The sequence below is a fragment of the Vibrio sp. 2033 genome (assembly GCF_033339735.1).
Map to the genome: position 1 here is coordinate 54,182 of NZ_JAWOVC010000010.1, position 24,361 is coordinate 78,542.

17 protein-coding genes are annotated in these 24,361 nt (G+C 45.7%); 7 read left to right on the forward strand and 10 right to left on the reverse strand.

The features are described 5' to 3' along the window. The first annotated feature begins 172 nt into the window (after positions 1 to 172). From acnB to R7P74_RS14275, 7 genes are all read left to right on the forward strand, one after another. Positions 173 to 2,770 carry a bifunctional aconitate hydratase 2/2-methylisocitrate dehydratase gene (gene acnB, locus R7P74_RS14245; protein ID WP_005380009.1) on the forward strand — a complete coding sequence of 866 codons (2,598 nt, stop codon included), beginning with the start codon at positions 173 to 175 and terminating at the stop codon, positions 2,768 to 2,770. A 99-nt stretch (positions 2,771 to 2,869) separates the two neighbouring features. After that, positions 2,870 to 3,238 (forward strand): YacL family protein, encoded by a 369-nt coding sequence (locus R7P74_RS14250; RefSeq protein ID WP_017635908.1) that lies wholly within the window; start codon positions 2,870 to 2,872, stop codon positions 3,236 to 3,238. A 188-nt stretch (positions 3,239 to 3,426) separates the two neighbouring features. Next, positions 3,427 to 3,765, forward strand: a complete 339-nt coding sequence (locus R7P74_RS14255; protein WP_005386570.1) for a P-II family nitrogen regulator — start codon at positions 3,427 to 3,429, stop codon at positions 3,763 to 3,765. Between the two features lie 27 nt (positions 3,766 to 3,792). Then, positions 3,793 to 5,022, forward strand: coding sequence for an ammonium transporter (locus tag R7P74_RS14260; RefSeq protein ID WP_005386568.1), 1,230 nt, complete (start codon positions 3,793 to 3,795; stop codon positions 5,020 to 5,022). 152 nt (positions 5,023 to 5,174) lie between these two features. Then, positions 5,175 to 6,188, forward strand: coding sequence for a Fe(3+) ABC transporter substrate-binding protein (locus R7P74_RS14265; RefSeq protein WP_005386566.1), 1,014 nt, complete (start codon positions 5,175 to 5,177; stop codon positions 6,186 to 6,188). A gap of 99 nt (positions 6,189 to 6,287) precedes the next feature. Then, positions 6,288 to 7,913, forward strand: coding sequence for an ABC transporter permease (locus R7P74_RS14270; RefSeq protein ID WP_025768193.1), 1,626 nt, complete (start codon positions 6,288 to 6,290; stop codon positions 7,911 to 7,913). After that, positions 7,913 to 8,944: an ABC transporter ATP-binding protein gene (locus tag R7P74_RS14275; protein ID WP_005380055.1), complete on the forward strand. Its 1,032-nt coding sequence runs from the start codon at positions 7,913 to 7,915 to the stop codon at positions 8,942 to 8,944. The genes R7P74_RS14270 and R7P74_RS14275 overlap by 1 nt, the downstream gene beginning before the upstream one ends. 157 nt (positions 8,945 to 9,101) lie before the next feature. Here the strand turns inward: R7P74_RS14275 and R7P74_RS14280 are convergent, their stop codons facing one another. The 10 genes from R7P74_RS14280 to R7P74_RS14325 form a co-directional block, all read right to left on the reverse strand. Next, positions 9,102 to 10,514 carry a phosphoglucomutase/phosphomannomutase family protein gene (locus R7P74_RS14280; RefSeq protein WP_005380053.1) on the reverse strand — a complete coding sequence of 471 codons (1,413 nt, stop codon included), beginning with the start codon at positions 10,512 to 10,514 and terminating at the stop codon, positions 9,102 to 9,104. Positions 10,515 to 10,639: 125 nt separating this feature from the next. After that, the gene (locus R7P74_RS14285; RefSeq protein ID WP_170893985.1) at positions 10,640 to 13,048 is read right to left on the reverse strand and encodes a GH36-type glycosyl hydrolase domain-containing protein; all 2,409 of its coding nucleotides are present in this window, start codon (positions 13,046 to 13,048) and stop codon (positions 10,640 to 10,642) included. Between the two features lie 84 nt (positions 13,049 to 13,132). After that, positions 13,133 to 15,052 (reverse strand): beta-N-acetylhexosaminidase, encoded by a 1,920-nt coding sequence (locus R7P74_RS14290; protein WP_054579084.1) that lies wholly within the window; start codon positions 15,050 to 15,052, stop codon positions 13,133 to 13,135. An 8-nt stretch (positions 15,053 to 15,060) separates the two neighbouring features. Then, positions 15,061 to 15,951, reverse strand: coding sequence for an N-acetylglucosamine kinase (locus R7P74_RS14295; RefSeq protein ID WP_318122925.1), 891 nt, complete (start codon positions 15,949 to 15,951; stop codon positions 15,061 to 15,063). 2 nt (positions 15,952 to 15,953) lie between these two features. Next, entirely contained in the window at positions 15,954 to 17,693 is a 1,740-nt protein-coding gene (locus R7P74_RS14300) for a glycoside hydrolase family 9 protein (protein ID WP_318122926.1), read from the reverse strand. A 63-nt stretch (positions 17,694 to 17,756) separates the two neighbouring features. After that, the gene (locus tag R7P74_RS14305) at positions 17,757 to 18,752 is read right to left on the reverse strand and encodes an ABC transporter ATP-binding protein (RefSeq protein ID WP_213885647.1); all 996 of its coding nucleotides are present in this window, start codon (positions 18,750 to 18,752) and stop codon (positions 17,757 to 17,759) included. A gap of 47 nt (positions 18,753 to 18,799) precedes the next feature. Further along, positions 18,800 to 19,783 carry an ABC transporter ATP-binding protein gene (locus tag R7P74_RS14310; RefSeq protein WP_005380040.1) on the reverse strand — a complete coding sequence of 328 codons (984 nt, stop codon included), beginning with the start codon at positions 19,781 to 19,783 and terminating at the stop codon, positions 18,800 to 18,802. Positions 19,784 to 19,785: 2 nt separating this feature from the next. Beyond that, on the reverse strand, positions 19,786 to 20,811 hold the full coding sequence (locus tag R7P74_RS14315) for an ABC transporter permease (RefSeq protein WP_047102642.1): 1,026 nt from the start codon (positions 20,809 to 20,811) through the stop codon (positions 19,786 to 19,788). A gap of 2 nt (positions 20,812 to 20,813) precedes the next feature. Beyond that, entirely contained in the window at positions 20,814 to 21,800 is a 987-nt protein-coding gene (locus R7P74_RS14320) for an ABC transporter permease (RefSeq protein WP_318122927.1), read from the reverse strand. 170 nt (positions 21,801 to 21,970) lie between these two features. Then, the gene (locus tag R7P74_RS14325; protein WP_238970094.1) at positions 21,971 to 23,653 is read right to left on the reverse strand and encodes an ABC transporter substrate-binding protein; all 1,683 of its coding nucleotides are present in this window, start codon (positions 23,651 to 23,653) and stop codon (positions 21,971 to 21,973) included. Between the last annotated feature and the right edge of the window lie 708 nt (positions 23,654 to 24,361).

The window sequence follows — 24,361 nt, forward strand, 5'->3', positions numbered from 1 at the left end:
TTAAGGTTAAATTTGCTATTATTTTGCCCACACTTTGGCCTCTACGGCGCTGTTTCTCAATCATAATTGAATGAAAACAAGGGCAATGGAGAGCCAAGTTTCCAAGGATGTTCACTCCTTTACTTTAACAATAGTAATAATAGAGGAGGAACCGCAATGAGAGGAAAAAGTCGTGCTTGAAGCCTACCGTAAACACGTCGAAGAGCGTGCTGCTGAAGGAGTTGTTCCTAAACCGCTAGACGCAGAACAAGTTGCTGGACTTGTAGAACTTCTGAAAAATCCCCCACAAGGTGAAGAAGAAGTCATTCTTGACCTACTTGAAAACCGTATCCCTCCAGGTGTTGATGAAGCTGCTTATGTAAAAGCGGGTTTCCTAACAGCAGTAGCAAAAGGTGAAGTTAAATCACCATTAGTGAGTCGTGAAAAAGCGGCTGAACTGCTAGGCACTATGCAAGGTGGTTACAACATCGAACCGCTAGTTGAGCTATTGGATGATGAAGCACTGGCAGAGATCGCAGTAAAAGCGCTGTCTCATACGCTGCTAATGTTTGATGCTTTCTATGACGTAGAAGAGAAAGCAAAAGCAGGCAATGCGCATGCACAGAAAGTACTTCAATCATGGGCTGATGCTGAGTGGTTCCTTTCTAAGCCTAAGCTTGAAGAAAAAGTCACTCTAACCGTATTTAAAGTAACAGGTGAAACGAACACGGATGACCTTTCACCTGCACCTGACGCTTGGTCTCGTCCTGATATCCCAGTACACGCACTGGCGATGCTTAAAAACGAGCGTGAAGGAATAAACCCTGATCAACCGGGTACTATTGGTCCGATCAAGCAAATTGAAGAGTTAAAAGACAAAGGTCATCAATTGGTTTACGTTGGTGATGTTGTTGGTACTGGCTCTTCACGTAAATCTGCAACCAACTCAGTGCTTTGGTTTATGGGTGATGATATCCCTTACGTTCCAAACAAACGAGCTGGTGGGTATGTGCTTGGTGGCAAAATTGCCCCTATCTTCTTTAACACAATGGAAGATGCTGGCGCACTACCAATCGAAGTTGACGTAACTAAGCTCAACATGGGCGATGTTATCGATGTTTACCCATATGAAGGTAAAGTTTGCAACCACGAAACTGGTGAGGTTCTAGCTGAGTTCTCGCTAAAAACAGAAGTACTGATTGATGAAGTTCGTGCTGGTGGTCGTATCCCATTGATCATCGGTCGTGGTTTGACAGACAAAGCGCGTCAATCGCTAGGTCTTGAGCCTTCGGACGTATTCCGCAAACCTGGTGAAATCGCAGATTCTGGTAAAGGCTACACGCTTGCACAGAAAATGGTTGGTAAAGCATGTGGCGTAGAAGGCATCCGTCCTGGAACCTACTGTGAGCCGAAAATGACGACAGTAGGTTCGCAAGATACTACTGGCCCTATGACTCGTGATGAACTTAAAGACTTGGCGTGTCTCGGCTTCTCTGCTGATCTTGTCATGCAGTCTTTCTGTCACACATCGGCTTATCCAAAACCAGTAGACGTTAACACTCACCATACACTTCCGGACTTTATTATGAACCGCGGTGGTGTATCTCTTCGTCCTGGTGACGGTATTATCCACTCATGGCTAAACCGTATGCTACTACCGGATACTGTCGGTACGGGTGGGGACTCACATACTCGTTTCCCTCTGGGTATTTCATTCCCAGCAGGCTCGGGCTTGGTTGCCTTTGCAGCTGCGACAGGCGTTATGCCGCTAGACATGCCAGAGTCAATCTTGGTTCGTTTTAAAGGTGAAATGCAACCGGGTATTACACTGCGTGATCTTGTTCATGCCATCCCTTACTACGCGATTCAGCAAGGTCTACTAACGGTAGAGAAAGCGGGCAAGATCAACGAATTTTCTGGCCGTATCCTTGAGATTGAAGGCTTAGAAACGCTAACGGTTGAGCAAGCATTTGAGCTTTCTGATGCATCTGCAGAGCGTTCGGCGGCAGGTTGTACTGTGAAATTGTCTCAAGAGTCGATCGAAGAGTACTTAAACTCTAACATCGTGATGCTGAAGTGGATGATCTCTGAAGGCTACGGTGATCGCCGTACTATCGAGCGCCGCATTACAGCAATGCAAGAGTGGCTAGCAAACCCTGAGCTGATGCAAGCAGATAAAGACGCTGAATACGCACATGTGATTGAAATCGATATGGCTGAAATCAATGAGCCAGTACTATGTGCACCGAATGACCCAGATGACGCTCGTTTGTTGTCTGAAGTACAAGGCACAGCGATTGATGAAGTGTTCATCGGTTCTTGTATGACGAACATCGGTCACTTCCGCGCAGCAGGTAAATTGCTTGATAAGTTCAATGGCCAGTTAGCAACGCGCCTTTGGGTAGCGCCACCAACAAAGATGGATAAAGACCAACTGATTGAAGAAGGCTACTACGGTATCTTCGGACGTGCAGGGGTTCGTATTGAAACGCCAGGGTGTTCACTTTGTATGGGTAACCAAGCACGTGTTGCAGATAAATCAACAGTAATGTCGACTTCAACGCGTAACTTCCCGAACCGTCTGGGTACTGGGGCGAATGTTTACCTATCGTCAGCTGAGCTAGCTGCAGTAGGTGCAATTCTAGGTAAGATTCCAACCAAAGAAGAATACCTAGAATACGCGAAGCAAATCGACGCTACGGCAACGGATACATACCGCTACTTGAACTTCCATAAAATGGATCAATACACCAAGAAAGCGGACGAAGTGATCTTCCAAGAACCGGCATAATCAGAAATGCACAATTCAAAAGCACCTCATATGAGGTGCTTTTTTTATGGGAGCAATTCGCTATACTCGCACCAAATTGATACGAAATAGGCAATCTCGGTGGAATTTGAATTCATTCGTAACACGTTGATGGGCGAGTACTACGTAAAATGTAGCATGGGACATGAGATTGTAGGGCGCTGGTTGCAAGAAGAAATTGGCAAAGATCCGATGAAGATTGCACAGGTTGAAAAGCTAATTGAGCGGTCATTTTCAGCGCCTTCTCAGGAGCATAACCTAACAGGCACGGAAATTAGCTTGATGATTCAGGGCGACGAAGTTCTTGTACAAGAAAACGCATTAGCCCATGAATATGATGTCGAGATGGAAAGTGAGTTCGACTTCTACAATGCAGAAAGTACAGCAAGTTGTGGGATAGAGGATTTCATGGCACTTATCGAACAGTGGAAAGACTTTTTGAACATTTAATGCACAGTTTTGGGTAACTTCTCTGCCGTTGCTTTAAATTTGTGAAAAGGGCGCACCGATATGGTGCGCTCTTTTTGTTTATAGATATGTAAATTGAGGTTAGTTTTTATTATTCAATAACTTAAAAACTTGGCACGTAGATTGGATTATAAGAAGTGTTTCAGGATGAAAGCTTCGGAGATAACTCAATGAAAATAATCAATGCCATTATTAAGCCGTTTAAATTAGACGATGTACGAGAAGCATTGGCTGATGTCGGTATCGAAGGGATGACAGTATCAGAAGTTAAAGGGTTCGGTCGTCAAAAAGGTCACACGGAATTGTATCGCGGTGCAGAGTATCAAGTCGATTTTCTACCAAAGGTGAAAATTGAAATCGCGACTCACGCAGACAATGTAGATCGCGTTGTTGAAGCAATTACAAAAGCTGCGCAAACCGGAAAAATCGGCGACGGTAAAATTTTTGTTTACGATCTGAACCAAGCGGTGCGTATCCGAACTGGCGAAATGGACGCAGAAGCACTTTAAGAATTCAAAGGATTGGAGATACTTATTATGGAATTAACAACAACAGTAACCGAGTTACGTTACGCACTTGACACCTTTTTCTTCCTCATTTCCGGTGCGTTGGTAATGTGGATGGCAGCAGGCTTTGCGATGCTAGAGGCTGGCCTTGTGCGCTCTAAAAACACAACAGAAATTCTTACGAAGAACATCTGTTTGTACGCCATCGCATGCACGATGTTTCTGATTGTCGGTTATAACATCATGTATGTCGATAATGGAGAAGGAGGCTGGTTACCTTCATTTGGTACGCTAATTGGTACTCAAGGTGAAGGGGCCGACCACTCTTTAGAGTCTGACTTCTTCTTCCAAGTTGTCTTCGTTGCAACTGCTATGTCCGTCGTTTCTGGTGCGGTAGCTGAGCGCATGAAGCTTTGGTCTTTCTTGATTTTCTCTGCGATTTTAACTGCGTTTATCTATCCAATGGAAGGTTACTGGACATGGGGTGGAGGCTTCCTAGCAGAAGCTGGATTTAGTGACTTTGCGGGGTCTGGTATCGTACATATGGCAGGTGCTTCTGCTGCTCTTGCTGGTGTGTTACTGCTTGGCGCGCGTAAGGGTAAGTACGGTAAAAATGGTGAAATCTATCCGATTCCAGGTTCTAACATGCCTTTGGCAACGTTGGGTACTTTTATCCTTTGGTTTGGCTGGTTTGGATTTAACGGTGGTTCTCAGTTGATGGTTTCAGATTTTGAGAATGCTACAGCGGTAGGTCAGATCTTTCTAAACACTAACGCAGCAGCGGCTGCTGGTGCAATTGCGGCGCTATTCGTTTGTAAAACTACTTGGGGTAAAGCCGATTTAACGATGATCCTCAATGGCGCGCTAGCTGGCTTGGTTGCCATCACTGCAGACCCTCTATCGCCATCACCACTGTACGCGGTTGCGATTGGTGCGGTGTCGGGTGCACTAGTAGTATTCAGTATCATTGCTCTAGATAAACTTAAAATTGACGATCCAGTAGGTGCTATCTCAGTTCACGGTGTGTGTGGTTTCTTCGGCCTAATGGTAGTGCCACTGAGCAACGGTGATGCAACGTTTGGTGCACAGCTTTTAGGTGCCGTAGTTATCTTTGCTTGGGTATTTGGTGCTAGCCTAGTTGTGTGGGCAATCTTGAAAGCGACCGTTGGGATTCGCGTTACAGAAGATGAAGAAATGGAAGGTATGGACATGCATGATTGTGGTGTTGGTGCTTACCCAGAGTTTGTTACGGTGAAATAATCATTAGCTTGTAATAAATGGTTACACACTTAACACAATAAAACCTGCTCCGATGAGCAGGTTTTTTAATATTCGTCATTGTCTTCTTATTGAACATACATATAATAACGCAACTGATAAACGTTATCATTAGCATGGTAAAGGATTAAACAATGAAAAAACTGCTAACTCTTTCAGCACTAACTTGCGCTACTCTAGCTCCAACAGCAATGGCTGCTGAAGAAGTGAACGTCTACTCTTACCGTCAACCTTTCCTAGTTGAACCTATGTTCAATGAGTTCACTAAAGAAACTGGTATCAAAGTAAACGTAAAATTTGCTAAAAAAGGCTTAGCAGAAAAGCTAGCTCAAGAAGGTGAGTACAGCCCTGCTGACGTTATTCTTACGACAGACATCAGCCGTCTAGCTGAACTGACAAACAAAGGTTTAGTTCAGAAAGTCGATAGCAAAATCATTGAAGAAAACGTACCTGCTCAATACCAAGATAAAGAGAATGAGTGGTTTGCTCTAACTCTACGTTCTCGTAGCGTTTATTCATCACGTGATCGCGTAGGTAAACTAGGCGCAGATTTCAACTACGCAGACTTAGCTAAGCCAGAGTTCAAAGGTAAAATTTGTACTCGTAGCGGTAAGCACCCGTACAACGTTTCTCTAGTTTCAGCAATGATTGCTCACAATGGCGAAGCAGAAACCAAAGAGTGGTTAGAAGGCGTGAAAGCAAACCTTGCTCGCAAACCACAAGGCAACGATCGTGCACAAGTTAAAGCGATCAAAGAAGGCCTATGTGATGTTTCTCTAGGTAACAGCTACTACCTAGGTAAAATGGTTAACGACAAAGAGCAAAAAGCTTGGGCTGATGCAGTTTACATCAACTTCCCTAACCAAGAGACTACAGGCACTCACGTGAATATCTCTGGTATGGCGATGGCTAAGTACTCTCCAAACAAAGACAATGCTGTGAAGCTAATGGAATTCCTAACGGGTGACAAAGCGCAGCAAATGTACGCAGAAGTTAACTACGAGTACCCAGTTAAAGAAGGCGTGAAGCGTTCTGAGCTTGTGGAATCTTGGGGTGACTTTAAAGCAGACAAGCTTTCTCTAGACGATATTGCAGCCAACCACGAAGCGGCAATTAAGCTATTAGATGAAGTGAAATTTGACCTTTAATTCCTTGTGGGGGTATAACAGTACCCCCATTTGATTAAAGGATATGAGATGTATTTGCAACAGCATTTGTATTTCATACAGCCTTGCAGTAATTAGGCGATGAAAGATAAACACTCTTTATGGAAAACCAGTAGTGGGGTAATAACTCTGCTACTGGTTTTGCCGATCTTAGCGATCTTCTACACCGCAATTGGTGAAACGGATGATTTGTTTGCTCATTTAATGGCAACGGTCATGCCGACTTATATTTTTAACACGGTTGCGCTAACTGTTGGCGTAATGGTGCTGTCCTTAATTCTTGGTATTCCAAGCGCTTGGATAATGGCCATGTGTAAACTGCCGACCGAAAAATGGTTGCAGTGGGCATTGGTGCTACCTCTTGCAATGCCAGGTTATATCATTGGTTATATTTTTACTGATTGGTTTGATTTTGCAGGCCCGATTCAGATCTTTTTGCGTGATGTAACCGGATGGGGACCTGGCGAGTATTGGTTCCCTGACATTCGTACGTTGCCTGGTGCGACCTTTGTGTTGGCTTTGGTGTTGTATCCTTACGTGTATTTATTGTGCCGGGCTGCGTTTATGGAGCAAAATGTATCTTTATTGCAAAGCGCGCGTTTGCTCAAGTGCTCTCCATGGGAAAGCTTTTGGCGCATCTCGATGCCGTTAGTAAGACCCTCTATCGCAGTAGGTTTATCATTGGTCGCAATGGAGACCATCGGTGACTTTGGTACGGTAAGTTACTTCGCGGTGAATACGTTAACCACAGCGGTCTACGATACTTGGTTGGGGTACTCTAATCTTAATGCGGCAGCCAAGATTTCTGCCATGATGCTCGTCATTGTAGTACTGCTTCTTAGTGCCGAACGATACAGCCGCCGTAAACAAAAGCTTTTTCAAAGCCAATTTAACAGTCACGAAGATTTTCGTTACGAGTTGACGGGCTGGAAAAAGTGGACCGCACTGGTTTGGTGTTGGGGCTTGGTTTCAGTCGCTTTTATTTTGCCGCTACTACAGCTGATTGATTATGCGATCACTTATTTTGCGCAGAGTTGGACCTCAGAGTTTCGTGAATACGCATGGAATAGCTTAGTTGTGTCTGTTATTGCTGCGATTATTGGTGTTGCTGTCGCACTGATCGTTAACTTTACCCATCGAGTCAGTGGTAAACGAGAAAGCTTGGCATTTATGCGTCTTTCTTCTATGGGCTATGCAGTACCAGGAACGGTACTAGCCATCGGTGTGATGGTCGCTGTGCTGTTTATGGATCATCGTGTCAACGATGTTGCTAAAGCCATGGAGTGGGGAAGGCCGGGACTTATCTTTTCTGGTTCCATGTTCGCACTAGTATTTGCCATGGTTGTGCGCTTTTCCGCGGTAGCGATTGGTAGTATCGAAAGTAATTTAAATAAAATTTCTCCGTCGTTAGATATGGCATCGCGCACTATGGGTTGTAAGCCCAATGCCATGCTGTGGCGCGTGCACTTTCCGCTGGTTAAGCGCGGTGCACTGATTGCGGCTTTATTAGTGTTTATCGAGTCGATGAAAGAGCTTAATGCGGCTTTGTTACTTCGTCCGTTTAACTTTGAAACACTAGCCACATACGTTTATAACTTCGCCTCGGATGAGCATTTAGAATTGGCCGCTTTGCCAGCGGTTCTGTTGGTTCTTGTTGGGTTGATCCCGCTTGTTGTTGTTAACCGTTCACTGGAGCAAAATCACTGATGAGCTGTGCATTATCAATTAAAAACCTAACGTGCCAATATGACGATCAAACTGTACTCGAATCATTGTCTCTTGAGGTAGAACAAGGGCAGATTGTCTGTTTGCTAGGAGCCAGTGGCTGTGGGAAAACAACACTATTAAAGGCCGTTGCGGGATTATTGCCGTTAACGTCAGGCGAAATGAGTCTAAATTGCGTCACAATTGATGATGGGGAAAACTGGTTGCCGCCAGAACAGCGTAATATCGGGATGATTTTCCAAGATTACGCACTTTTTCCTCACTTGACGGTGGAGCAAAACATTGCCTTTGGCTTAAAGCAGTGCTCGACAAAAGAGAAAAATGCCAAAGTTCAAGAGATGTTAGAACTCGTGCATCTTCAAGGTTATGGCGATCGTTATCCTCATCAATTGTCTGGTGGACAGCAGCAGCGTGTTGCGATTGCTCGCTCATTAGCTTACAGCCCAGACTTATTGTTACTTGATGAACCGTTTTCTAATATTGATACGCAAGTTCGCCATGAGTTGATAAGTGAGATCCGTAAGATTTTTAAGGCCCAAGGTGTGACTGCCATTTTTGTTACGCATAGCCGTGAAGAGGCTTTTGCTTTCGCCGATAAAATGGCAGTGATGAACAATGGAGTCATCGAGCAATATGGCACAGCATCTGAGCTTTACTACCAGCCTTCAAGTAAATTTGTCGCTGATTTCTTAGGTGGTGGCAGTTACCTTGCTGCTAAACGGGTTTCGAATTCAGAATATGAAACCCACTTGGGCGTGGTTGAAGCCACGGCTCAACAAGATATTCCAGTACAGGCGGAGTGCTCTTTACTGCTAAGACCGCAGCATGTGCAAATTCAATCCGATGAAGATAGTTCGGTAACCGTATTGGAACAGCATTTTATGGGTGATCACTGCCGTTATGTGATTAACGCGAATGGTGACCGTTTGTTAGCTACAGCTTCGCAAGCATTAAATATAGGTGAGTCCGTCGCGGTGAAAATTGAAACGCAAGGCGTCCTGGCATTTGCTTAACGCTCCTGAGTATCTTTTCTATCTCGTTTACGACTTCCCAACATACAATAAAAAAGCCCGGCTGTGGAGCCGGGCAAGTGCTCTTCTCCTGTTGATGAGCGCCTTTTCAGACAGCGTTGACTCTCATCATAGTGCTCGAAGCGGGCACAAGGTTCAGTTATAAAGACAAGAAGTCTTTAAACTGTTGAAGAACACGTTCCGCAGTGTCCTTATCTTGCATCTCTGCAAAAATTCGTAGCAGTGGCTCAGTGCCAGAGAAGCGAGCGATGATCCAACCGCCGTTCTTGAAGTAGACTTTCGCACCATCTTCATAGCTGACTTTTTCGATTTCAAACTCAAACTCAGGCAACTGCTTTTCAACATAAATCTTGTTGAACAGTACGTCTTTTTGCGCTGGTTTGAACTTGCAATCGCCTTCTGCCATGTAGGCATAGCCGTACTTGCCGTAGATTTCATCCAGCAACTCAGACAGCTTCTTGCCGGTTACTGAAATCATTTCTACCAATAGGCTTGATGCGAATACGCCGTCTTTACCTTTGATGTGGCCGCGAATGGTTAGGCCACCAGAGCTTTCCCCGCCAATCAGTGAGTCATCCGCTTCCATTTGGGAGCTGATGTGCTTAAAGCCTACAGGAACCTCAAAGCATTTCTCGCCATGATCTTCGGCGACTTTATCGAGAAGGTGGGTGGTTGCGATGTTACGTACCACGGAGCCTTTCCAGCCTTTGTATTCAAGTAGGTAGTAGTAAAGCAGCAGTAGCACTTCATTTGGATGAATGAAGTTACCTTTTTCGTCGATAATACCAAGACGGTCCGCATCGCCATCAGTACCGATGCCAATATCGTAACCTTGCTCTTTCACTAGGTGCATCAAACGGTAGAGTGTTGCAGCGCTTGGCGAAGGCATTAACCCACCGAAGTCTGGGTTTTTGCCATCGTTAATCACATCAACGTCACAGCGGCCGTTGATTAATACGGTTTGCAGTGCGTTTTTCGCGACACCAAACATTGGGTCGATCAAAACACGTAAATTCGCCTTCTTGATCGCTCCGATGTCGATAAAGTCGATGATTGAGTCAACGAATTCGTTCATCGGATTGATGATTTCAATCAGCTTATCTTCAACCGCTTGTTCAAAGTCGACGCTTTTTACATCTTGCGCAGTGAGCGCGTCTATTTGTGATTCGATTTTTTGGGTGATGATTTCATCTGCGTCACGACCACCTTCAATGAAGACTTTAATGCCGTTGTAATCGGCAGGGTTGTGTGATGCGGTAATACATGCCGAGTATGCGCAGCCCATTTCTTTCGCTTTAAACATTACGATAGGTGTTGGGACAAATTTGTCGATAAAGCTAACCATAATGCCGTTTGCTGCTAGAACTTCAGCGAACCAACGACCTGCTTTATCGGAAAGAAAACGACGGTCATAGCCAATCACAAAACCGCGATCAGCAACCGATTCGTTATTCGTGATGTTTGCAACTGCTTGGGCAACCAAGCGTACGTTATCTTTGGTGAACTCCTCACCAATAAATGCACGCCAACCGCCTGTACCAAATTTGATCATGATTCGATCCTCGATAAGAGCGGCATCCCACCGCGTCTTAAATCTTTGCTAGCGAACCGATGCACTTCTCAAACTCAAGTGCATCGGATAAATCAAAAGGGGAAAAGCTCTCCCCCAAAAGATGATTAACCTAGAGTAACGATAACTTCGTTTACTGAACCTTCCGCTTGAACTGGTACAGAGGCACCATTCACCGCTTCACCGTTCACAGTAATCGACTTAACGCCTTTGCTTACTGAGTCTGGGTTAACGACTTTGATGTTGTACGTTGCACCTAGCCATTGACGAGTCACTTCGAAACCAGGCCAGTTCGTTGGGATACATGGATCGATAGTTAGGCCATCGAAGCCTGTACGCACACCAAGGATAAAGTTGGTAACAGCGAAGTAAGCCCAGCCAGATGTACCTGTTAACCATGGGTGGTTTGCACGACCGTGGTCTTGGTGGTCACGACCCATGATGAACTGCACATAGGAGTACGGTTCTGCGATACGTTTTTCGATGATGTCGTTCTGGTTGTATGGGTTTAGTGCATCGTAGAACTTCATTGCACGATCACCACGACCCAGTTTCGCTTCAGCTACCCAAGCCCATGGGTTTGGATGCGAGAAGATCGCCCCGTTCTCTTTTACGCCTTGGTAAACACGAGTTACGAAGCCGATATCATCATTCGGTGTTGCAAAAGATGGTGAGTTTAGGTGAAGGCCGTATTCAGAGAATAGGTTCTCATCGACAGCGTCCATCGCTTTTTCGCCGCGCTCTTGAGATACCGCACCAGAAAGTACCGCAAGTGTGTTTGACTCTAGGTGTACTCGGCCTTCCGCTTGTTGCGCAGTACCGATCTTGTCGCCATTCTTCGTCAGACCACGGATGTACCAACCGCCTTCGTCATCCCAAAGGTGGGTTTCACACGCTTCACGAACGTTTGCTGCCATCACCGTGTATTTTTCAACGTCGGCTTCCTTACCTAGGTATTTCGCTAGGTCGATGAACTCCTGCAGTGCCCAGAAATGTAGGAACGACACCATTGAAGATTCGCCACCACCTAGGTTCAGACAGTCGTTCCAGTCTGCACGCAGACCTTTACAGATACCGGTTTGACCTACGTATTCAGCCGAGAAGTCTAGTGCGGCTTTCATGTGGTCATAAACCGTTGCATCGCCACCGTCGGCGTAAGGGATCACTTCGTCAAAGAAGCTGTGCTCACCGGTTTCCATCACGTACTTACAGATGGTTGGAACTAGCCATAGGTGGTCATCAGAACAGGTGTCTTCGATGCCGTGAATCTTGTCTTCATCAGACGGTGTTGGAACCACGGTTGGGGATTTCGATGGTTTAACGTCAGCTTTTTCTGGATCGAACCAATCTGGATCAAATAGGTGTAGACCGTAGCCCGCTTTTACTTGGCCGCGCAGTAGGTCAACGATACGTTTGCGCGTCATTGCAGGGTTAGCGTGAGGGACTGAGATCGCATCTTGCGCTGTATCGCGGTAACCAAGACCAGTACGACCACCCACTTCGATGAATGAAGCAAAGCGAGACCACACCACACAAGTTTCTGCTTGGTACAGTGTCCAAGCGTTGATCATGGTATCTAGACCTTCGTTTGGTGATTTCACTTGGAACTTGCCACAGCGCTCATCCCAGTGTGTTTTGATACCCGCAAATGCGTTGTCGACTTCTGCAAGGTCTTGGTACTTAGCACGTAGACGCTCACCGTTGCCTTTACCGATACCTAGAATGTAAGCAAAGCGAACTTCTTCACCCGGCTGAATAGTAAATTGCTTATGCAAAGAGCCACAGTGGTTGTAACACGTTTGTGCTGTATTGAAACACTTACCTTGTTCTACCGCTAACGGGTTTGCTTCGTCACGGTATAGGCCTAGGAAGCTGTCACGTTGGCCGTCGTATGAATCTGGGTCAAATGTTGAAGCTAGGTAGTAGAAGCCTTCGAAATCGTTGGTGTTGTAGTACAGGTCGTACTCGATCACGCCTTCGTTGTAAGCCGTACCTGCCGAGTACAGAGACATCTGATGGTTTTGGTTATCAGATTGAATGTGGCTGAATGAGAACTCAACAAATGAGAATGCACTGATCGTACGTGGTTTGTCAGAGGTGTTTTTAATCACTACATCCCAGATTTCAGCGTCTTCGCCTTTTGGTACGAATAGCGTCTTTTCAGCTTCAATACCGTTGTACTCACACTTAAATTTAGAGTAAGACAAGCCGTGACGAACTTCGTAGTTTGCTTCGTCTAGGCTCTTCGCAACTGGTTGCCAAGAGATTGACCAGTAATCACCTGTCTCATCATCACGCAAGTAAACGTAGTGTCCTGGGCGATCGAATGTCGCATTTGGACGGAATTTAGTAACACGGTTGTATTCTGGAGAGTTGTAGAACGAGTAGCCACCCGCGTTGTGCGAGATAACCGTACAGAACTTCTCAGTACCTAGGTAGTTGGTCCATGGTGCTGGTACGTCAGGGCGAGTGATGACGTATTCGCGATTCTCGTTATCGAAATAGCCGTATTTCATTTGTGTCTTTCCTTTTTACGAAGCTGCATCAGCAGCCAAAATTTAAAAACTCTTCAAGCGTGATGTTTCGACATCAGTTTTGTATTACTTCCACGGTTTACGGTAATTCACTCCCTGCAAATCAAGCAGAGGTAGATGGCCTTTCAAGCGTGATAAATAGTCGGTCCAATCTCGGTGTTGTTTGTCTGTCCAACATGCTTCTGCCATTGCAGTTAAACGAGGGAAGATCATGTAGTCCATGCGAGGTTGGTTATTGATAATTTCGCACCATAATGCTGTTTGAATGCCCCAAATGCGCTTACGTATTGGGTCGTCGGCAGGCACTTCAGCGAGCGGCTCGTAGTTGTAAGCTTTTTCTAGTGGCAGTGGGTTTGCCCAGTCCACGCCCGGTTCTTCAGGTGCGTAGTCTTGGGTCATATCTAGGTAAGTGGTTTGTGCTGGTTGCAGCACCACATCAAAGCCTTGGCGAGCACAGTTCAAGGCCGCTTCTTCGCTTAGCCATGAGTAGATCACCGTATCTTTACTGACTTTGTCGCCGTGTTGAGCTTCTTCCCAGCCCAGCATGCGTTTGCCCAATTTACGAAGTTTGTCTTCGGCATAACGTAAGAAGTGTCCTTGCAAATCTTTGTAGTCGCTGTAACCCAGTTGTTCCATTAGTGCTTGGCATGCTGGGCTTTTTGACCATACGCCGTTAGGTACTTCGTCGGCACCAATATGAACGTAAGGCGCAGGAAAAAGTGCAGAGACTTCTTCTAGCACTTTGTCGATAAATTCATAACTCCCCGGCAGAGCAGGGTTAATGACGTTGTCGTTGTAATGCTGAATACTGCGGTATTCGGTGGTATCTTCCGCTTCTACCAATAGGTGTGGTAACGACTTGATGGCGGCTCGGCAATGACCAGGTACATCAATTTCAGGAATGATGGTGATGCCGCGTTGCGATGCAAATTCGATAACGTCTTTGATGTCTTCTTGCGTGTAGAAGCCGCCGTAACGTTCATCAAAGTGCGTGTACTGTGGTTCATTGATCTCATCCAATCCGCGCCAAGCACCAATATCGGTCAGTTGAGGCAGTGATTTGATTTCAATTCGCCAACCCTCATCGTCGGTAAGATGCCAATGGAACGTATTGAACTTGTAATGAGCCAGTTGGTTGATCAAGCGTTTGACTTGCTCAACGGAGTGAAAATGACGAGCACAATCGAGCATCATACCGCGGTAACGAAAGCGTGGCCTGTCCTTGATTGAACAGCAAACTACTTCCATTGAGTTAGGTTGATCGCCAACTTTGACTAGTTGTAATAACGTTGCACAAGCATGGGTAAAACCAGACGAAGATCCTGCTTCAATTTTGATTGACTCTTCGGCTACTTTCAGTTTGTAAGCGCCTTCATCCAAGGTTGGGTTGCCTTTGAAGATGATCTGACTGCCATTGTCTGATGCGAACTCAAATTGGTGAATGCGCTTAAGCTCTTCAAGTAGCCATTCTTTAGCTGAATTGGCCAGGCTTGAATAAACCGCGACGCCAGCATGATGATCAAAGCTAAAATAGTGATCGCTGACCTCAATATGGTTTGGTTTTGGCAGCAAGGGCTGTGCATGGGTTAAACTTGCCGGAATCTCACTGCGTTCACGGTATGGTGAAGCTAATACGATAGGCGTGACATCCACTTGTGCGCGCTGTGGGTTTCCATCAACGACAAAGTTGATCATCGCTTCGTTAAAGCCATCCGAGTAATAACGGAATGGGTTCGAACCAATACTGAATTCACAGTAATAGTGATGGTTGGCAGCCAGTACCACCCCTTCTGGTTTAAGTGTGCAAAAACTACCAATTTGAGTCAGTTGACCATTTGAAACGCTGTCTGGAAGAATGTAACGATCGAAAGCGAAAGTTAAGCTCCAGCTGTTTAGGTCTTGGTCGCTCAAGTTATGAAAGGTGAGGCCAAAGCGGCAGTTTTGTTTCTGCTCAGAAAGGACTACGAGATCAACACGATATTCCATATCTACTCCTACGCCGCACTGAGCGAGTAAAGGTTATGTTCTGGTTTGCCAGCAAACATAATTGCGCCTTCAATCGCGTCAAACTGTGGCTCAACAATCCATTGCTGAACTGGTGGTGAAAGCCAACGTACAATGCGTTCAGCAATGCTACCCATTAAACAAATACGTGTTGCGCCGCGCTTGTTTAATGCCACGAGAAACATTTCTATATCCGCTGCGGTTTGCTTCAGCATTTCAATGGCCAGTGCATCGCCTTGTTCCGCATGTTGGAAAATAGCCGGAGAAAACTGCCCATAATCACGAGGAAGCGCCTGTTTTGACCACGCCACCAAGTTGTCGACCTCATTTTCGAAATGCGTCATAACGTGTTGTGCTAGGGGCGTTTTTTCTCTGATGCCATCTTCAGCTAACAAAACTTGCTGAACTAGGCGTAGCCCCATCACTGCGCCGCCACCTTGATCCGAAATAGGGAATTCACGACCACCGACAACGTGTTGCTCCAATCCTTTAAGGTAGATGCCACAAGAACCGGTTCCCGCAATCATGATTGCGCCATCTTCGCCATTGTGCGCACCAACGCACGCACCGTAAGCATCGGTATTCAGAGTTATACTGGCAAATGGATGAGGAAGAGACATGAAGGCTTGCCAAGATGCTTTGTGCTCTGCGCCAGCAAGGGCTAAGCCGACGTGCATCGACGCGAAATCTTGTTGTGTCAGACCGCCTTGCTCGGTAGCCGAAGTGATGGATTCAAGAATCGAAGCCATTGCTATTTCAGCACCTAGCATGATGTTGGCACTGCCGCTTTTGGCCTCGCCAAGAAAATTACCTTGTGAATCTTTAATCCTGGCTCGACATGACGTGCCGCCACCATCGATACCGACAAAATACATTCCCATGATTATTCTTCCTTCATATTTTTAGAGGTCGCCAACTGAGAAACATGCTGAGCTTGACTGATTATCGCGAGTAAGTACCAAGCGCCATGCGGGATCCATTGTTCGCCCCAGCGCCAGTTTTGTAACACGTCTTCTTTTTGTGCTGGTGGGTTAAATGCAATGTCTTCCTCGTCTTCAAAGCCGCCAGTGATTCCGTTACACACGCCACCTTTTGCGTTGAAGAAACCATATTGAGGGAGGTAATCAGGGTTGTTACGACCATGGCCATCTAGCATGCACATGTCGTATGGGTTTAAGCCTACAACCCAGTTCAATGCATCTTGAGCAAACACAGAAAGTTGTTGCTGTACTTCTTGCGACGCTATATGCGGTTGAGCAAGGTACGCCATGGTCGCGAGTGAGCCCAGTCGAGCATTCTCGCCTTGCCACCAATAGCCGGATTCATTGTTGTGTGCGACAAAAAATGCCTCGCGTTTTGACTCATTTACGCCTTTAACATATTGGCGAGGGTAACCGAATGGGTTGATCACTTTATTCGATATTGTGACCTCAAACTCACACGCTAGGTTGACGATACGTTTTACCGATTCCGATCGTGCTGAGTCGTCTTCAATTGATAGATATTCGCATAGGGCAATAACTGGTAGACCAGCTTCGGCTGCGTGAAAATATGGACGGCTGCCGTCTTGGTTTGCTGACCAAAAGTGTTGAATCTGCTCGTCGCTCATTTGGCGTGCAACTAAACGTTGCGCCCACAAACGGCTCTCTTCCAAGTAGCGAGTTTCTTTGGTTGCTTTAAACAGTTCCACACAAGCCAGTAGCGCACAGTATTCGTCGATAATGTTTTCTTCCCCATCATTGAGGTACTGTGTATTGTGCTCTTTTAAGTGCCAGTAACCATTTTCGGCAGCGTTGCGGTATTTTTGTTGATCGTATTCACCGTGAACACTTAAACGCGACGCTGCCGCTAGCGCTGCAATGGCGACACCGCCACCTTGTCGAAAGCCTGCTTGATAGTCGTCAAATTTGTGACCAAGTTGAGTTTCGTACGCGCAAATCTCGCGTTGCGCAGTATCTTTGCTCCACTTGTCAAAGACCGTCATGTAGAAAAAGCCTTTTTCGTTTTGCATACGCACAAGAAAGTCTGCACCGAACAGGGCTTCTTCAATCAGACGTGTACGTGTGAAAGCTGCAATGTCTTCGCTTCCTTCAAGCAACGAAACCCCTTTTAGGATGTTCCAAACCACCATTGGGGTTTGTTGAGGATTCAAATAATTCGCGTATGAAAGGTGACTTAAATACTTGCTAACGTCTCCTGATGCGTCGTACCAGCCGCCGTGTACATCAACCTTTTTATTGGAGTTTAGTACTGGAAGTTGTCGATCTTGTTGATCGAAGATCCCGCCGCAACGTTGCGATTTGAAGTAGTGGATCACATCTGACAAAGTTTGATCCAACAGAATGTGTTCGCCAACGATGAAAGAGGAAGAGCGCGTATCTTCTACTTGCAAGAAATAGTCACCTGACGTTGTGAAAGAGGAAAAGTCGATGAGGTAGAAATAGCCCTGATGCCAGTTCGCCACTTTACCTTGTTCTTCAACCGCAAAAGTTGCCACGGTTTGCTCGCTAGTGGCACAAATCAATTGAGCAGTGTAAGAAGACAAGTGTGGTTGTTCGGTCTGGATAATGGCTTTCTTTGGGCCCAGACGTTCATAACCAATGTGGTTAGTCAGTAGCAGCATTCAATGTCTCCGGGAAACGATAAAAACAGGAATGGGTCAGGCTGAACCTGACCCTCGTTATGATTAATCTTCAAATAAGTAACAGCGGACAAAGTGGTTGTCGGACAGTTGAGTGACGCCTGGTAGTCGTTCACGACATTTGTCGGTAGCGTGTACACAACGTCCAGAAAATGGACAGCCGACAGATTCTGGTGTCCAAAGTGGGATTTCCCCTTTGTTGCCTTTCAGTTTCTCGTGAATAGACTTCGATGGATCTGGAACCGCAGATACCAACAGTTGCGTATATGGGTGTTGAGGATCGTGAATGATTTCTTCAGTATCGCCCCATTCAACCATGTGACCTACGTACATGACCGCGAGATCTTCAGCAATGTAACGCGCTGTTGCGATGTCGTGAGTGATGTAAAGCAGAGACATTTGTTTCTCGAACTTCATCTCTTCCATCAAGTTCAGAACACCGGCACGGATTGATACATCGAGCATCGATGTTGGCTCATCCGCCAATACCACTTCAGCACCAACTGCGATGTTACGAGCTAGGTTTACACGTTGACGCTGACCGCCAGATAGCTGGTGCGGGAACTTTTGCGCCGTTTCTTTTGGTGGAATAAGACCAACTTGTTCAAGTAGGTCGTACACACGCTCTTCCAGTTCTTTCTTGTTGCCCGGTGCTACTTTCTTATGAATCAGCAGCGGGCGCGCAATATGGTGGAAGATATTGTGCGTTGGGTTTAGCGAGCCAAACGGGTCTTGCCACACCATTTGTACACCTTCACGGTAGGTCATTAAATCGTGACGAGAGGTGATGTCTTGGATATCACGACCTTTGTATTCAATGATGCCATCGGTTGGTGCGTACATTTTTGCAATCATTTTTGCAGTAGTAGACTTACCTGAACCAGATTCACCTACCACTGACAAGCCGCGGCTCTTGTACATTTTGAAAGAGACGTCGTTGATTGCGCGCATCTTAGATTGTTTGATTGAGTTACTGTTTAAAGGGAAGTCCTTAACGACATTTTTACCCTCAATCAGCAGTTCGCCGAATTGTTTGCTCATAATTCTCTCCAGTGTAATTTTTGTTCTTAGCTAGCGTTTTTTTGTTGTTAAACCTTAGCTTGAGCAATGGTGTCGCCGTACAAATGGCAATTTGAGAGGCGACCTGGTTCAATTTGACGTAATTGGGTTGGTACACGTGTACATGCTTCATGTACGCGATCGCAACGAGCTTGGAAGCGGCAGCCCCGTGGTACTTCTAGCAAGTTCAACGGGTTACCTGGAATACCAGTCAATTTGGTCTTTGGTCCAGTTAGTGGAGGGAAAGAGCTACCCAAACCTTTGGTGTAAGGGTGGTAAGGACTTTCCAGAATTTGCTTAGAAGGCGCGACTTCAATCAACTCACCTGAGTACATGATGCCGATACGATCCGAGAACTCGACCATCAATGACAAGTCATGTGTGATGAACAGAATTGAGAAACCAAACTCTTCTTTAAGCGCGTAAATTTTTTGTAGAATTTCACGTTGAACCACTACATCCAATGCGGTAGTCGGTTCGTCCATGATGATCATTTTTGGGTTCAGAGCCAAAGCGATTGCGATTACTAGACGTTGACGCATACCACCAGAGAACTGGTGCGGGTAATCACTCAATCGGCTAGGGTGGATATCAACGATTTCCAGCAGACCTTCAGCGCGTGTTTTTGCTTGAGCGCGAGTCATATTAGTATGACGCATGATGACGTCACAGAACTGCTCTTCCATGGTTAGAACAGGGTTCAAAGCGTTCATCGCACTCTGGAATACCATCGACATTTCACTCCAGCGGAACGCTTGCATGCGATCATCGCTGTACTGAAGGATATCTTCACCGTTGAAGATCACCTCACCACCTGTGATAAACGCTGGCGGCTTATGAAGGCGCATTAGTGAGAAGGCAACAGTGGATTTGCCACAGCCAGATTCACCAGCCAGACCGAATACTTCACCTGGTGCAATGTCGAAGCTCACGTTGTTACAGGCGCGGACATCGCCCGCGTCTGTGATGTAGTCTACGCATAGGTTACGGATGGAAATTAGTGGTGCAGTCATGATTATTTATCTCCGCTCCATAGTGCATTTTGTGGTGCCAGTTCAGGCTCACGTTCTTTCTTGTCTTTTGCTGCTAGTTTTTTCCAGCGTTTCATGCCTTTGTGAGAACGAAGTTGAGGGTTCGCAATTTCGTCAACGGCAAAGTTCAACAGAGCAAGACCAGTAACCAGTAGTGTTAGGGCAATACAAGGTGCTAGTACTTCCCACCATGCGCCAATCAGCATGGCTGATGAGGTTTGCACGTTGTAAAGCATGATGCCCCAACTGATCGTGTTGGCATCACCCAAACCTAGGAACGAAATGACCGCTTCAGTGTTGATCGCCAGCATTACTGAGCCAATGAAGCTCGCACCGACAATTGGGATAAGGTTTGGTAAAATCTCAACAAAGATGATGCGGAATGAAGACTCTCCCAATACTTCGGCAGCTTTAACGAACTCTTTCTCGCGTAGTGCCATTGTTTGAGAGCGGACAACACGTGCACCCCATGCCCAAGAAGTACCAGCGATAATCAAGGCAATGGTGAGTGGGCCTGCTTCACCGATAAAGGCCGCCAACACGAATAGCAATGGATACTGCGGAATTACTAACATGATGTTCATCGCGGCACTCAATACGTCATCCACTTTACCGCCGAAGTAACCTGCCGATATACCAATGACTGTTGCTAAGAAACACACGATGATGCCAGCACCAAAGCCTACACCCAGTGATACTCGTGCACCGTAAGCCACCTGCGACCAGATATCGCGACCCATTCGGCTAGTACCTAATACGTGGTCGGCCTTTTTAGACATAAGCAGTGTACGACGATCGTCTGCTAGGTTTTTAGCGACCCAACCATCAGGGTTGTTTTGTGCCTGTTTTACAACAAAGCTTGGGTATTCGTGTGGGTTACCGGTTCGCTTGTCTGGCGCATGCTTTGTAAGTAAAGGAGCGGCAATCGCAACGAACACGAACAGCGTAACAATGCCAAGACCAATGCGAGCAAATGCGTTACCTAAAATAAGTTTGAATAGTTCTTTCATGATTATTTGCCTCCCGTACGTAGGCGAGGGTCTAGAATCATGTACAGCATGTCAGCCATTAAGTTGAAGCACAGCATGAACATCGTCATGATAATTAACTGACCTTGAAGTACTTGGTAGTCACGAGCGTGAATTGCGTTCAATAGAACAGTACCTAGGCCTGGGTAGTTGAAAATCATCTCGATGATTAATTGACCTCCAATGGCCATACCTAAAGACATAGACAGTGCGGTAACACTTGGAAGTAGTGCGTTACGTGCGGCGTAATTAAAGACGACGCGGTTTTCACTCAGCCCTTTACCTTTAGCCATCGTGATATAGTCTTCGGCGAGAAGGTTGATCATGTTGTTACGCATGTTAACTAGGAAGCCACCAATTTGAACGATGGTTGCACAGAATAGAGGTAGTACAGCGTGGTAACCCACGTTCTTGATGAACTCCCAGCTTGTCCAATCAGGAATAGTACCTGGCGTGTAAGCATAGCCAGATGGGAACCATTTCAGGCCAATCGCAAAGGTAAACAGCACTAACATTGCGATAACCATTTGTGGAATAGCTTGAATGATCAATGTGCCAGGCGTTACGAATGCATCGTACTTACTACCGCGCTTCCAGGCGGCAAAAATACCAAGGACAGAAGCGATGGAGAAAGAAAGTACAACCGCAGTACCAGCTAGAAATAGTGACCAGCCAAATGCACTACCTAGTAAAGAATTAACTGAAAGTGGGTAGAACTGGATTGAGGTGCCCAATTCCCAACTTAGAATGTTTTTAATGTACGAGAAGTACTGAATGTAAATTGGCCCATCAACGAAACCGAGCAGTTCTTTCATTGCTGCGATTCGTTCTGGAGTCACCTGTACTGAAGCATTAGCAAACATCATGGTAACTGGGTCACCAGGCATTGCTCGCGGAATAATAAAGTTTAACGTCGCTGCAACTAAGAGCGCGACAAGATAGAACGACAAACGTCTTAAAAAATAACCCATAACTCACACCTTACTCACCCAGATTTTTTCCCTGTTTCTGGTTTCAGGTCGCTCCTAGCGAAATTTAGAGCGAAAAATCCCCTGACGACGAGCGCCACATATTGGTTTCGTTAACAAGGGATTTTTATAGGCGGCACACGGGATGTATGCCGCTTGAAATGAACTTCTACTTATTTAACTGGTTTTAGGTCCAGTACGTGAAGTAGACGCTCTGGGATACCTGCCCAAATGTTTGGACGGCCCTTAGGGTTTTCTTCGTTCCACCAACCAGTGAAGCGAGTTGTGTTGTATTGGTACATGTACGCGCCAGATAGCACAGGAATAGTTACTTGGTCCTGAGCAATGATCTTCTGAATGCCATGAGCGATCTCTAGCTGTTCTTGCTTATCTGCTGTCTTGTAGAAGCTGTTAAGAAGACCGTCTAGCTTATCGTTCTTGTAGAAGTGCATTGCAAAGCGAGGCATGCCGTCACCAGCTTGTAGCTTCGAGTTGTAGCCACTATCCCAGTACAAGTGTGGATCTGCACCGTGGAAGTAGTTGGTGTAAGCAACGTCGTAAGTACCTTCTAGCATTGCTTGGTTGTATACCGAGAAGTCCGGTGTACGAGCACGAGCTTTAATGCCCACTTCTGCTAGTTGCTCAACGGCTAGTTGTACTGTGTTGTTGAAGTCAGTCCAACCGTTTGGTGATTGAATTAGAAGCTCGAAAGACTTGCCAGATGGTGTATCCACAAAGCCATCTTTGTTTACATCTTTGAAGCCAGCTTTAGCTAGAAGCTTTTTCGCACCTTCCGCGTTGTATGTGTTGTAGCCTTTGTACTTGTTGTGTGTCTCTTCATCAGACCAAGCTTCGAATGCGTAGCCAAGGCCAGATGCGAAGTCGTTCACTGTACCGCCGCCGTAGAAAGCGATATCAATGATAGTTTGACGGTCTAGCGCCATAGAGAACGCACGACGGAAGTCTACGTTAGTTAGTGCTTCGTTTTTCGCAGCGTCTGGGTTTTTGAAGTTCACTACAAATGCTTGAGTACCCGCTGGTGGGTACCAGTAGTGGTGATTCGGACTTGCTGCAGCGTACGTACGGTCGATGTCTGGTACGAATGAGGACGTCCAGTCCATTTCGCCGTTAACGATTTTGCCCAAGAATTGGTCGTTGTTCGCGATTTGCGGCACACGCAGACAGTCTACATCTAGGTTGTCTGCATCCCAATAATTCGGGTTCTCACACTGGATATATAGCTGCGGTGTGAAAGTGTCGATTTCGGTAAATGGACCACTGCCTACTGGATTTTCGTTTGTGAATGTTGCTGGATCTTTTACTTTGCTCCATACGTGCTTAGGTACGACGGGTACTTTCGCAATTTCGTAAGGAACGTTTGAGTTTGCTTCGCTTAGACGGAATTTAACTTGGTAGTCGTTAACTTTTTCTACGTCAGTCACCCAAGAGTTGATACCAGATTGGTCTAGCTCTGGCTTCTCTTTAACTAGGTTGAAAGAGTAAACAACATCATCAGCGGTAAACGCTTTGCCATCAGACCATTTTACGCCCTTACGGATATCGAAGGTTACGCTCATCAGGTCATCAGCCATGGTAAAGTTTTCTGCTAGACGAAATACAGGCGTATTACCGTGCATTTCGTTAAAAACAACGAGCGGCTCGTAAATAAAGTCGGTTGTTGTGTGCAGGTTAGTTGCACCCAAGAAAGGGTTAAAGTTACGAACGAAAGTTGTAAACTCTTTAGGGTGGATAGTCAGTTCACTGCGTTCAGCCGCAGTAGCTACCGATGCAAAACCTGTAGTAGCCGTTGCAATAATTGCTGTTGCTAGTGCTGTTTTTTTAATATTGGCAAGCATAGCTGTTCCTTACTATTTGCTTTCATTTCACTAAATGGAATTGAATGTCATCAATTGATAAACACTCTCTAAGACCTACCTCTTGTACATGCCTTACTCATTACAACATTGAGTTTCGCCAAGAGTGGCCTGTAGGCCTTAGGCAGGAGTAAGAAAACACCTTATCCATAAAATAATCAAACTTGATTCCCGTTAAAAACGTTAAAATCTCTGAGCTCTCCGTTATAAACGTTATTTTGGCTAATTTTAACCAGCATTGGGCCAAAAAATAAACGTTGATATGCGTCGCAGTTTATATCCTTGTTAATAATGAATATTGGTGATTACTAACCTGTTGGTCCTTTTTAAATATACGTTTCTTGCTTGGTTTCTAGGTTCGGAGATCTCGCTCACATGCAGAAATGGTGTTAATTAATCAGCTAAAAATTAATCTGCCGTTCTGTTGTGATTAAGTTCGCAATCTCTATCAATAGTTCGTCAAAATCCGCTTGTTATCTGAAAAATGGCCTTTTTTATCGACAGTTTTCTTCCGTTTGTTGTCCTTTTTTTATTGTATGAATGAAGTTTTTCGGTTGCTCGAACTTACCTAGTTAAGACAAGTTAAATGGATAAGGTCGTACGTTTTGAAGACCAACAATAGATAGCGTTGTCTAACCAAATGTTCGTTATTGGAAATATGTTAACGGGGTAGGAAGAGGCGGTCTCTTT